This window comes from Shuttleworthella sp. (assembly GCF_057251025.1).
Genome location: NZ_DBHIDN010000030.1, coordinates 1 through 12,913, shown reverse-complemented (window position 1 = coordinate 12,913; position 12,913 = coordinate 1). Strand labels below are relative to the sequence as shown.

Sequence of the window (12,913 nt, the reverse complement as noted above, 5' to 3'; positions counted from 1 at the left end):
ATAAGTGCAGTCGGAGTTAATTACTCTCCAACTACACTTTTATGGTACTAAAAAGATCCCACATATGCTAAGATGCAGACATGAGTCGAATCTATCTCTACCTTAAAACACCGGCCCCTCTCCCCCGCAGGGACTCTGCCGCCATCCTCCATCGCTATGGTCTTGCTCTATTGCATCAGGCCCTTGAAGAGGTCTGCGGCTTGGCATACAGCAGGAAAGCGCTTTCCTATCCGGTCGGCCGCGACGAGACGAAGGATCCGTCTTGTGCCGTCCTTTTGGGGCCGGGAGGAAAGCCCTATCTGGCAGACCATCCTTCAGTCCACTTCAACCTGACCCACTGCTCCGGTCTTATCGCCTGCGCCCTCAGCGACAGTCCGGTAGGGATTGACGCTGAGGGTCCCCGCCGGGTAAGTCCCGCCCTCTTGTCCAGGGTTCTGACCGACCGGGAGCGAGAAGACCTGCGTTTCTTCTCGCAGGAGCCGCAGGAAATCTCCGGGCAGAAGGCCCTGACCTCTTCCGGTCAGCTATCCTTCTCCCGCCTTTGGACCTGCAAGGAGGCCCTGGCCAAGTGCACCGGACTGGGGCTGGGCCCCAAGATCTACCGGGTAGACTTCAAGCCCGCATCCCCCACAGGATATATTCAGGTCAGCTTCTTCGCCCCGGGAGATGGGCCCTCCTCTCCTGCCGAATCTCCCGCTCTCTCTGCAGAACTTCCCCGCTTTTCCTCCCTCCCTCCGGTCTATTTTCAGGAGGAGGATTATGCTCTGGCCCAGAGCCGGCTCCCGGGCGACCATATCATCAGCATCTGCTCCGCAGGTCCGATTGACGAAATCCTGATTCGAGAGCAATCCTGACAGAGACGCAAAGAAGCCGGATCTAAGCCGTCTTCTTGGGCTGCCAGTCAATAAAGTAAGCCTTGTACCAGGTCAGGAAGGAGAAGATGGTCCATACCTTCCGGCGGCCGTTGGTCTTCTTTGCATAGGTATCATCCAGGATTTTCAGGATGGCCTCCTGGTCGAAGAACTCGCGCACGAAGTCCATGGCGAAGAGCTCGCGAACCTGCTTATAGTAGACCTCTGTCTCAAGCCAGGCCTTGATGGGGGTTGGGAAGCCCATCTTCTTGCGGTTGAACCACTCCTTGGGCAGGTGACGGGCGGCCGCCCGACGGAAGGCGAATTTGGAGGTCTTCCCCTTGATCAGGTAGGGCGTTGGCACCTTCTCCGCGACCTCGGCCAGCTTTCGATCCAGAAGGGGAACGCGAAGCTCCAGAGAGTGCGCCATAGACATCTTGTCCGCCTTCAGGAGGATATCCTTGGTCATAAAGTGATGGATATCGTTATACTGCATCTGCTTGACATTGGACAGGCCACAGGCCCGATCGAAGATGGGGTCCAGGATTTCCCTGACAGACTTGGACTTGCGGTAGGGAGGCGTCAGAATAGCGTCCGCCTCACTCTCTTCCATGATCTTGGCCTGCCCGACAAAGAAGTTTCTGGGTTCATCCAGACTCCGCACAATCTCAAGCTTGCCTCTGAAATTCCTCCTGCTCTTCTTAAGGGCATGCAAGAGACCCTTGCGAATCGGTCGGGGCAGGTGCTTTAAGATATTGGCCAGAACAATGACCGCTTCAAGCTTGGTGTAGGGGCCATAGTCCTGATAGCCCGCGAAGAGCTCATCCGCCCCCTCACCGGACATGACCACTCGAAGCTCCCGGCTGGCCAGTTCAGAGAGAAAATAGAGGGGCACACAGGACGGATTGGCGTCGGGCTCGTCCAGATACCACTGGATCTTGGGAAAGGCCGCGAATGCTTCATCCGCGGATACCACACGGGAGCAGTGGTTGATGTGCAGATGGTCCGCCAGCTTCTCTGCGTACATGGCCTCATTGTAGGTCTTGTCAAAGCCGACGGAGTAAGTCTTGTCCGGCTTTAATACCGCTGCAACGAAGGAAGAGTCCACACCGGAGGACAGGAAGGAACCGACTTCCACATCGGCGATGCGATGGGCATTGATCGACTCAACCACCGCCTCATCAATCTGGTCCACGATCTGATCCAGAGATTCCTTCCCCTCCCGAAACTCCATGTCCCAGAACTTAACGATTTCCATCTTCCCGTCTTTTAAGGTGAAATAGTGGCCCTCAGGGAGTTTATAGACACCCTCGAAGAAAGTCTCTTCGTCCATGCCGGAATACTGGAAGAAGAGGAAGGGCTTTAGAGCCCTCCGGTTCAGCCTGCGCTCGAAGGCCGGATAGGGGAGAAAGGACTTGATCTCAGACCCGTAGAGGAAGTCTCCGTTATCCAGAATACTGTAATAGAAGGGCTTGATTCCGAAATGGTCTCTCGCCCCGAAGACCTCCTTGGTCTTGGTATCATAGATGACGAAGGAGAACATGCCCCGCAGCTTCTTTACAACATCTGCGCCCCACTCCTCATAGCCGTGGATGATCACCTCCGTGTCCGCCTTGGTGGTGAACCTGTGGCCTGCTTTGATCAGCTCCTTCTTGAGGGCCGGGAAATTGTAGATCTCCCCGTTGAAGGTGATCACCTTGTCCCGCGTCTCATTGTAAATGGGCTGGCTGCCGCCCTCTAAGTCAATGATGGACAGGCGGCGAAATCCAAGCGCTGCCGTATCATCAATGAACTGACCGGCGCTGTTGGGGCCGCGGTGGATGATCATATCCATCATATCGGTCAGAACTTCTTCTCTCTGCTTGGGATCGACCAGAGACCGACCCACATATCCGGCAATACCGCACATAATATAACCTCTCTTCGCCTCAGACAGGCGAGACCTTTCACACCATCAAATCTGCTCTATTATACCCGATTTCACCGGTCCTTCCAGACCGATCCGTCCGCATTGGCCCGGACCGTCTTCTGAACGGCCTCATATGCCGTCTTGATCTTATCTCTGGTCGTATCATCCACCCGGTCCTGCATCGGACCGCCGGGCATATAGTCGCTGCAGAGCAGGGTCTTCACCTCATAGACCTTGCCTGCGGGACTTGTCTTCTGACTTGCCTTCTTGTTCTTAGTACCCTGACCTGTCCCGGAGCTGTTATCCTCTACAGCCGGAGTCTTCTCTGTCTTCTGCACCCAGACCGGATGTGAAATGACATCCTCTATCTCCACCTGTCCGGACGCATTTCTCTTCAGAACGGCCTCGATAATCGTTCCGCGCTGACTTTTGTCATGACCCATGATCTCCTCCACCTGGTTCGATAAGAGGTTCCCCATGGAATAAATGATGAACTTGTCATGGCCATCCCTGGTTCGTTTCTCTGTAGGTTGAACCACATGGGGGTGCCCGCCGAAGACCAGATCGGCACCCCAGTCAATCATCTTGCGATAGATGGCCTGATCCTTCTTTGACACCGTCTCACTATATTCTTTCCCGGCATGGGGCATGACAATGACGAGGTCCGCCTCCTGCCGGGCAGTCTGAATTCGGTCCCTGACATAGTCCTCATCCAGCATCTGCATATACTGCTGCCTCTGTGCCGCCGTGACCTTCTTGCCGGCCCCGTTGTTGCTGTTGTATCCATAGGAGAATCCCAAGATGGCGATTTTGATCCCCTTCACTTCCCGGATCAAAATCCGGTCCTTGTCATCCTTGACTCCGACGGTGGCAAGGCCCGCATCCTCGAAGGCCTGCTTGGTGTCAAGCGCCCCATGAATCCCCTGATCCAGGATGTGATTGTTGGCCAGGTCCATCACGTCAAAACCGGCCTCCTTGATGGCCGCTACGACCTGACCCGGGGCATTGAAGTCCGGGTAGCCCTTTGGCTTGACCCGGTCGGTCACCACTCCCTCGAAGTCGCCAAGGGCAAGGTCCGCCGATGAGATGAGGGGCTTAATGAACTCGTAGTTGGAAGAGAAGTCATAGCCCTCATTCGTCTTGCCCCCTTGAATCAATGTGTCGTGATAGATGATGTCTCCGCTCGCAGTAATTCGGATTCTCCCGTCATCTGCCGGCTCTTTCTGGGCGGCCGGGCCCATGGCGCCCGGATCCGGATGACTGGCCAGAAACTGAGCCAGAATCGACCGAACATAGAAGAACATAAAGAGGAGAATCAGGACCAGCGTCAACAGGAGAATGATGACATTTCTTCCGGCGCGAAGTCCCCTCATGACGCCCCTGTCTCTCTTCTCTTCCGGCTCTCTCTTCTCTCTCATGTCCTTCTCCTGTCTGTTACAGCTTCGACGGGTCAAGCGTGGCCCCGATTCGATCTCATCTGACACATGCACCCTTCAATTATAATCGAATTATAACTGAGAATCGCCTTCTTGAACTAGTGTCGGCTCGGATCCTGCGGAACAACTCAGCTCGGATCCTGCGGAAGGGTCCGGCTCTCCGGTTGAATCCGTCTTCCCAGCCGGGTCCAGTCCATAGGCCTGTCTCTCCTCCCGGATAATGTTCTGGATCACAGACTGGGCCTCCTTCTTGCGGTTCTCCTCCCCCATGGCCGAGCTATCGGCATAGTTCTCAAAGATATCATGCTTTTCCATGAGCAGGGATCGGATGCGCTCATCTACCGTATCTGCGCACAGGAGGTGGCGAACAAGAACCTTGCGCACCTGTCCCATGCGATAGGCGCGGCCGATCGCCTGCTCCTGCAGAGAAGGCTTGATCTGCGGTTCGCAGAAGATCACCACACTGGCCATCTGAATATTGAGCCCTGTCCCCCCTGCCTGAATCTGACAGGCCAAGACGCTGCCCCCTTTGGCCTCCTGAAACCGGTCAATGATTCTCTGACGCCCACTCGCATTCACAGAGCCCGTAATCAGGGGCAGACACTTGTCTCCCAGAAGCTTCTGCACCTTGGCCAGGGTGTCCAGGAAGAAGGAAAAGACCAAGACCTTACGGCCCTCCTCCTCGGCCTCCTTACAGATCTCGAGAAGGCGGCTTCCCTTGGTCGACTTCCCGGCCTCCTCCAGCTGCCAGCCCACCCGCCGCAAGCTGGGGAATTTGCCGCTCGGATTCGCAAGAATCTTCAGATAGGCATCCCGATCCGCCTCTCCCATGGGACACCATTCGTCCTCTTCGATCAAATCCGGCAACTCCTGCAGGACATCTTCCCGCTTGCGCCGCAGGTAGACCGGTGCGATCATCTCTCTGAAAGCAGGCGCGTCACACATATAGCTTAATTGCTGCGCCTCGTGACCGATCTGGGGGTGCAACCAGAGCAAGAGATTGCAGAACTCCTCCACCCGATTCTCAAGAGGCGTCCCCGACAGGAAGACCTTATAGGAGGCCAGGTCCGTCAACTTTCTCGTGTAGATACTCCGCTTGGCCTGCGGGTTCTTCACGTAGTGGGCTTCATCTGCCAGGGCCATGTCGATGACGAAGTTCTCCGGAAGCATGTCCCATAGCTCATCCGTCGTCTCATAGTTGGTGATGGCCACCCCACCTTGTCTGATCCAGACCTCGCCCGCCTGATCTCGGCTCTTGCCGTGAATAATGATCGGTCTCAACTGACTGTACTTGATCACTTCACGCTCCCAGTTGATCAGAAGTCCCGCCGGACAGATGACCAGGAAATGGTAGACCGGTCGATCATCCGCGTAAGAGGCGGCGAGAGACGCCATGGCCGCAATCGCCTGCAGGGTCTTCCCCAGTCCCATTTCATCTCCCAGGAACGCCTGCTTCTGGTGCAGAATATAGCGGGCTCCGAATTCCTGATAGGCGCGAAGGACTGTCTCCTTCCGAAGAAGACTGGTGTGAAGCGGTTCCTGCCGGATCTCCCCGGCCAGCTGTTCCGGAAAGCTGAGGTCACCCGTTGTGATCTGAAATCCTGTGTCTGCCTTCTCCAGAGCCGCATAGTAGGCGGCTGCATTCTTCTGATAATCCTCAAGAATATGGTCTTCCGGTGTCCGGGAGACCTCAAGAAGTCTGTCCGAAAGGCGATGACAGCGGTCCTGGTATCCGTCGTCCAGAAGTTGTTTTAAGAGGTCATAGGCCCGGATCGTCTCCTCCTTCTTCTTGCGAGAAGCGAAAATCCAGTGCAGGCCTCCCCGGATCTGGATGGCAGACAGGCACCGGTCCAGAGCCTCATGCGTGTCCTGATAGAGGGTCCCGGCCTCCTGCACCGTCTCCGACAGATGCATCCGCATGTAGAGAGCCTGAATCAGGTCTCTCTCCTCTTGGCTCTTAGCATCTGCATGGATACGAACCCGGTTGACCTTGGCTATATTGCGGATGAAGTTGTCGATCGCCTGACGGATCCGGCGACTGTTGTCCTCCCCGATCCCCGGGATGCGTTCCAGGTCATACTCGCTTTTGCCGGAGATCTGTCCGATATTCTCTATGCCCGCCCGCCTTAGCGCTGACACGCGGATATTCTTATCCGCATCAGACAAGCGATCGATCGAGATGCGCTCCAATTCGATCTTGGCCTCTATAAGGCGCAGGGCATCCAGCTTCCGCTTTAATTCCTCCATCTGCACCCGGTCCAGATCCTGTATCCGAGACAGACTTGCATCCAGGTCTTTGACCTCGGAAATTACAAATTTCATCTGACCAAAATCGGGCCTTGTGATTTGAGCCATGCCTTCCTCTCCCGCAATGTCCCCTTACGATCCTGTTCCTGATTATATCGCAAGATCCGGTCAAAGCGGACGTTGATTCCTGCCATTGACAGCGAAAGTCCCGCCGGATGAATCCACCCGATGGGACTTTAGGGCATCTTTATGCACTCCTGCGGCAAGATGGTCCTTTGATTTTTCTTATATTCCCGGTGCTTGATAGGCGATTTCCCCTCCGACAGAAGTCAGCTGTACCGTGAGGTCTTCATCTAGGAGAACAAAGTCCGCATCCATTCCCTCCCGAATCTGTCCCTTTTGATCCTCTATGCCAAGGACAGCTGCAGGGTTCCTGGTAAGCATAGGTAATACCTGGCCTAGCGACTTTCCTGTAAAATCGATCATATTGCGAAGTGCCTGGGCTAACGTCAGAGTACTGCCGGCTCTTACCCCATTTGATGCTAGCTTGGCATCTCCATTGACCACAACAACTTCATTGACTCCCAAGCGGTAATTCCCATCTGGCAGGCCGGCCGCCATAATGCTATCAGTAATGGCAACAACCCGGTCCGGCCCCTTGCACTTGATAAGCATTCGCACTGTGCCCGGATGCAGATGTCTTCCGTCGCAGATCGCCTCGCAGTAACAGTCGCTCTCCAGAGCCGCCCCCATCAGCCCCGGTCTGTGTTGATGAAAAAGGATCATTCCGTTGAAGGTATGCGTGATGGCTCTTGCCCCATTTCCTATAGCTTCCATGCTCTGCTCATAATCAGCTCCGGAGTGGCCGATCGCGACAGGGATTTCCCCTGCGATCTTTCTGATCATAGGAAGCACACCCCTCACCTCTGGTGCCAGGGTGATGTAGCGGATGCTTCCATTTGCAATTTCCCTGTACTGGTTAAGAAGATCTTCATCCCCCTCTTTCAGTAACTGTTCCGGCATAGAGCCCTTATAGTCTCGTGACAAAAAGGGTCCCTCCAGATGCGACCCCATAAGTTGGGCTCCATAGCCCTTCTCCCTGCTGACATCCCGAATCGTTGCAAGGCAGCGCTTGGTATTATCGATCCCATCTGTGACAATACTCGCATTCCAAGCTGTCACACCTTGAGAAGCGAAAAAAGCGGCTAGCTTCTTCAAATCGCTGGCATCCGCCGCATTGACATCGACTCCGACCGCACCATGCGTATGAATATCAATAAAACCGGGGGTCAGCAAGGCTCCATGGCCATCAATCCACTGATTACAAGTACTTTCATGATCCGGTAGTACATCCTCCCCTGGGCTTAACTGGATCCTCTCGAACTTCCCATCTCGAATCCAGAGGGACCCTGGTAAGAAGTCACCATCCCGGTATATTCTCACATTGCTCACACATGAAATCATCGCTTTCTTCCTCCCTATATGCGTGAAAATGCCGATCACAGAAATAATCTGGGAAATGATCTGTATCAGAAGGGTTGCCTGGCCGCATTTTTATTTGTGATAATCAATGCATCCGGGTGATTCTGAACCAGGCTGGCCGGGAAATGACCGCTCATCTCTCCATAAGCAGCCTGCCGGATCACTGCCCGGTGCCAGTCACGAAAGACTCCTAGGCGAATCTTTCTAGCTGCAAGGATTTCACGGATGCCAATGGTGACTGCTCGCCGCGGCATGGCATCAATTGCCCCGCTTCTGTCTCCAATTGCATTGACCGCCCTTGTCTCCCGACTGATATCAAGTGCTCTGGTTGGGAGTTGAGCAAAATCTTCCGCTGACAGGTCGTCCTGAGCTTCATTGAAGGCTAGGTGGCCATTGATTCCAATCCCTCCAAAGCAGATATCAACCCCTCCCAGTTTCTTAATTAAATCATGCAGCTGCCCGCAGTCTGCCGGATCTGGAAAGACTCTCTGCTCCCGAGGCATCAATAAGTCGGGGTCAATCTTTGAATACAGCTCCCTCTCCATAAATCCTCTAAAGGAGAGTGGATCATGAATATCAATGTAAGTATCATCGTCATTTAAATACTCGTCCATATTAATGAACCAGCAATTCTTCAGAGAAATCCGGCGTCGGTTGACCAAACGCACGAAAATCGGATACTGTCCCACCGGCCCCACCGGACAGATAAATACCGTCTTTTCGTTTGCCTGGTTTTTCCGGTCTATCTCATCTGCCATTTCCAGAGCCATCTCATAGAAGACCTCACCGGAATCCCCCAGTTTCAGAATCGGGATCTTGGCCCCTTCCCCTAATTCTTCCTCAGAAATCTGAAAATAATTCTCTCTCATTCTTCACTCCTCTCAATCAGGCTAAGCTTTCAGATCAACGGCAAAAAAAGCTCTCTAGGTTCAGCTCATGGATTAGATCCACAATCTCTTTACTCCTGTGACAGGCAAACTTGTTGAGCAGACTCTTGATTTGCGTCTTAACTGTCACAAGCTCCACATTACGCAGTTGAGCAATCTCCCTTAGCTTCTTTCCCTCCAGCAGAAGCGCAACGATCTCCCTCTCACTCGGGGTTAGGTGAGTCACATTATTAATCAGAAAGACCAGGGAGTGTTCACTCTTACGCAGGCGGGTGAACTCTCGCATAATCGACTGCTGAATCTGGCTGTCAAGGACCGATGTTCCCTCATAAGCTCTGCGGATATGCTCTAAGAGCACCTGATCATCACATCCCTTGACCACATAGTCGACCGCTCCGGCCCCCATGCCGGCATTAATCATCTCATCCGCCTCATGCGCTGTCATAAATACAATTCGAATTTGCGGATACTTCGCATGTATGATTTCTGCCGCATTGATTCCTGCTGTCAGAGTCTCCATCTCAATGTCCATTAAAATGACATCCGGAAGCTCCTCCGTCTCATTGATCAGGCGGCAGATTTCTGCCCCGCTTCCGGCTGCGGCAAGCAATTTCATGTCTGTCTCCTCATGGATGATTTCTGCGAAATCCTCCCTGAGGAGGCGAATATCCTCTGCCACCATCACTCGGATTCTCTTCTCTTCCCCCATGATTCCTTCCTCAGTACGCTTCTTGTATGTCATACATCTTGCCTGTCATAGAATAGTCCTCTGCCATTTTGAAATTGCAGGTGGAAAAATCTTCTACTTCTTCTCCGCCGGGAGGGCTGGCAATAAGATCATAAATGTGCTTCCCTCTCCGCTCTTGCTCTCCATACGCAGGTGACCCATATGCTGACGAGCAATTCGACTGGTGTAGAAGAGACCCATTCCCCAGCTGGAATCCTTGCTCTTGTTGGTCAAAAAAGGTTGGAAGATCTTTCGCCTCATTTTCTCCGACACCCCCACGCCATTATCTGTAACAGCAAATACGATCCAAAGCCTTTCTTCCCAAACCGACAGGGTAATCTTAGCTGCAGACTCAGTTCCGATGGTTGCCTCATAAGCGTTGACGAGAAGATTATAAAGGGCCTCTGAGAATAAGGGCGAGTCAACCAGGACTCTGCGCCTTGTCTTGAAGATCTTCTCAATTCCCACATTTGGATATTTCTCATCGAATTTCCTGATGGACGCCCCTGCTACTTCTATCGGATCTGTCGATGCAAGAATCAGATGCTTACTGTTAATAGTGGCATAATATTCATCCACATGAGCCTTCATGCTGTCGTTGAGCCGGGCCATCTGCTCCTCATAATCCCGCAGAAGATTGACATCCGGTTTTTCTTTCTGCAATTCTCTGCGCATCCGCTTGTGCAGAACCTGAGTGGAAAGCAGTTGATTCTTAATACTGTGCGCAAAGACAGAAATCCCCATATCCGCCGCAGAAAACTGTTTCTCCAGAACAGCATACTCTCTCTCCTCCGAGAACTGAAAGTGCTCATAGCGGACAATTCCCCAGGCGCCAATGACCGCTCCGCCCATCACGAAGACAATCAGAATCTCCCAGCCCATACTGCTTAAAGCCGGACTGATGTAATTGCTGATCCCCAGATTCAAATACTCTGTAATAAATAAGTTGTAAATCTGTGCCGGATCCTTGGTGGCGAAGATCAGATAGACCAACATCTGACTGGTGATCGCAATAAGAATGTAGAGAAAATTTTTGCGAAATACCGGAATTGAGATCTCATAATACTCTCGCAGGATTATCCCAAGCGCCAGGAGGAGTTCCACAACAATCCAGGTGAAAGAGCAGCGAACCAAAACCGACAACATATGAATCCGCCAATGAATCAACCACTTATAGATACTTGGATAATAGAAAAGAGCCAATATGACTGACGGGAGGATCACGAGTAAATAGAGCTTACGACGTTGCGCCTGAATTTTCCGATTCATGCTCAGGGCTAGTCCGGTCATAACAAGAAAGCAGGGAACCATAAGCCTGGATACACTGGTCAAATACCCCAGATGATAGAGATTGATGGGAAGCGTATGCATCCAGCGCATTATTTTCTCATTGAGAAAAAGCAGGCGAACATCTCTGGAAGCCAATCCCCCCATAATGGCAATATAGAGCACAACACAAGAGACATGCAGCAAATTTGCTATATTCATGAAGGACAAGGCGAGCGGAAAGGACCGCCTGCGCATAATTGTAGTAAAGAGCACTACAAAAGTACTGATTGTCACAACAATGATCAGCATAACGCTTTCCTCGACGCATCACTTTCTGTGCTGTCTTCCCTTGAAACCGGCAAATAGCTGGCGAACGGATATACAAAAGCCGGAGTCTGGGAAAGCGACTCCGGCGTATGTATACTCCTTAAGAAGCATCCCTGCTTACTTATTAGCCTTATATGCTTCATATGCCTTCTGCATCACATCATACAGGACATATTTATCGGTCTCAACCTTCTCCTTGATACGGCCATTCTCTATAAAGACCTTCTGCTGCGTCTCATAGACCTTCTGCAGGGCGGCCTTGTCACCTGCGATCTTATTGATGCTGGCCCAGTCTCCCTCCTTGGTGGATGCGAGCAGTGTATCCTCAGGGGCGTCAATATGCTTCGCCAGTGACTTGGCCACTTCGTCAATATGATCGGCCCGGTATGCATGCGCCTTATTGATCGCCTGCGAAAAACGGACAAGAACATCTTCATTCTTCTGCGCATAAGCATCTGTTGTAATAAAGCTGGATGGGAAGATCGCCTTATCGAGGTAGTCGGCATTACCTCCAAGACTCAGATACTTATCTCCCATCGCCTTCTTTAAGGTAATTGTGTTGGGGCTCCAAGTCGCGCAGGCGTCAACCTTATCGGAAACCATAGCTGTGGTCATACCATCTACCGCCATCTCAACCAAGTGCACATCACTCTCCTTAAGACCGGCAGATTGTAAAACAGCCCGGAGGATAATCTCGGAAGAGGTTCCTGAAGCAACAGCAATCGTCTTTCCCTTCAGGTCCTCCTTCTTGCTGATCCCATGTCCCTTATTCGCTACAACCTCGTCCGCAAGTGAGGTCGTGCAGTCCATCTGGAAAATCTTAGCCTTCCCCTCAATGCAGAGGGCATGTGCCCCATGACCGATCTGGGAGATATCAATATCTCCGGACGCCATCGCTGAGATCTCCGCGGGTCCGCCTTGGAACTGAACAGGCTTCACTGTAAGACCAACTTCTTCAAAATATCCCTGATCAATCGCTGTAAAGAGCGAAGAGGCCGAACCAAGATTGGGCATATAGGCCACCCGAACGGTCGCCGGTGTATACTGCTTCTTGGATGATTCCGTCGAATCAGAAGGCTTCTGTGTAGATGCCTTCTGACCGCCACATCCGCTTATAGCTAACATTCCGGCCAATAACATAACTGCTAAAATCCTTTTTTTACTCATTGTTACCCCCTTTTGTATTTGATAACTCTTACACCGTAGCCTTATTTTCGCACTTCCAAATACTCCTCATATACCTGCCCCCAGATATCATTCTTAAGTTCCAAGAACCTTGGGCTCATCTTGGTCGCCTGATCTCTTGGATAGGGGATGTCGATATCAACGATATCTTTCACTCTTCCGGGTCTTGCAGACATGATCACCACCCGCTGAGCCAGGATGATCGCCTCTTCAACATCATGCGTAATGAAGAAACATGTCTTCTGCTCATTCTCCCAAGTATTTAAGAGTTCTGTCTGCAGCTGCACTCTGGTCTGCGCATCCAGGGCTCCAAAGGGCTCATCCATCAGAAGGACCTCCGGGTTGACTGCATATGCTCTGGCTATCGCCACTCTCTGCTTCATACCACCGGATAACTCCTTGGGATAGGATTTGGCAAAATTCTCAAGTCCGACAACCTTTAAATACCTTCTGGTGACCTGGTCCATCTCCTCCCTGGACATCCCCTGTAATTTCAAACCGAACTGCACGTTCGCTTCAACTGTAAGCCAGGGGAAAAGAGCGTACTGCTGGAAGACAATTCCTCGCTTGGGACTTGGTCCATCAACCTCCTT

10 protein-coding genes are annotated in these 12,913 nt (G+C 52.2%); 1 reads left to right on the top strand and 9 read right to left on the bottom strand.

All coding sequences use genetic code 11. The features are described from left to right. Positions 1 to 80: 80 nt before the first annotated feature. Complete coding sequence (locus ACO5R6_RS06945; RefSeq protein WP_485626466.1) at positions 81 to 854, top strand: 4'-phosphopantetheinyl transferase family protein; 774 nt, start codon at positions 81 to 83, stop codon at positions 852 to 854. Between the two features lie 22 nt (positions 855 to 876). On the opposite strand, the gene asnB is transcribed toward ACO5R6_RS06945, so the two are convergent. The 9 genes from asnB to ACO5R6_RS06900 form a co-directional block, all read right to left on the bottom strand. Further along, the gene (gene asnB, locus ACO5R6_RS06940; protein ID WP_485626465.1) at positions 877 to 2,760 is read right to left on the bottom strand and encodes an asparagine synthase (glutamine-hydrolyzing); all 1,884 of its coding nucleotides are present in this window, start codon (positions 2,758 to 2,760) and stop codon (positions 877 to 879) included. Positions 2,761 to 2,831: 71 nt separating this feature from the next. Then, a complete protein-coding gene (locus ACO5R6_RS06935; RefSeq protein ID WP_485626464.1) occupies positions 2,832 to 4,178 on the bottom strand; it encodes a CapA family protein in 1,347 nt (448 codons plus the stop codon). A 90-nt stretch (positions 4,179 to 4,268) separates the two neighbouring features. Further along, complete coding sequence (locus tag ACO5R6_RS06930) at positions 4,269 to 6,551, bottom strand: DEAD/DEAH box helicase (RefSeq protein ID WP_485626463.1); 2,283 nt, start codon at positions 6,549 to 6,551, stop codon at positions 4,269 to 4,271. A gap of 177 nt (positions 6,552 to 6,728) precedes the next feature. Then, the gene (nagA, locus tag ACO5R6_RS06925) at positions 6,729 to 7,907 is read right to left on the bottom strand and encodes an N-acetylglucosamine-6-phosphate deacetylase (RefSeq protein WP_485626462.1); all 1,179 of its coding nucleotides are present in this window, start codon (positions 7,905 to 7,907) and stop codon (positions 6,729 to 6,731) included. A 65-nt stretch (positions 7,908 to 7,972) separates the two neighbouring features. Continuing rightward, entirely contained in the window at positions 7,973 to 8,794 is an 822-nt protein-coding gene (locus ACO5R6_RS06920; protein ID WP_485626461.1) for a sugar phosphate isomerase family, read from the bottom strand. A gap of 34 nt (positions 8,795 to 8,828) precedes the next feature. Next, positions 8,829 to 9,521, bottom strand: coding sequence for a response regulator (locus ACO5R6_RS06915; protein WP_485626460.1), 693 nt, complete (start codon positions 9,519 to 9,521; stop codon positions 8,829 to 8,831). A 93-nt stretch (positions 9,522 to 9,614) separates the two neighbouring features. Further along, positions 9,615 to 11,117 carry a sensor histidine kinase gene (locus ACO5R6_RS06910; RefSeq protein ID WP_485626459.1) on the bottom strand — a complete coding sequence of 501 codons (1,503 nt, stop codon included), beginning with the start codon at positions 11,115 to 11,117 and terminating at the stop codon, positions 9,615 to 9,617. A 135-nt stretch (positions 11,118 to 11,252) separates the two neighbouring features. After that, positions 11,253 to 12,302, bottom strand: a complete 1,050-nt coding sequence (locus ACO5R6_RS06905) for an ABC transporter substrate-binding protein (protein ID WP_485626458.1) — start codon at positions 12,300 to 12,302, stop codon at positions 11,253 to 11,255. A 41-nt stretch (positions 12,303 to 12,343) separates the two neighbouring features. After that, positions 12,344 to 12,913, bottom strand: a 570-nt coding sequence (locus ACO5R6_RS06900; protein ID WP_485626457.1) for an ABC transporter ATP-binding protein, incomplete at its 5' end; no start/stop codon positions are given.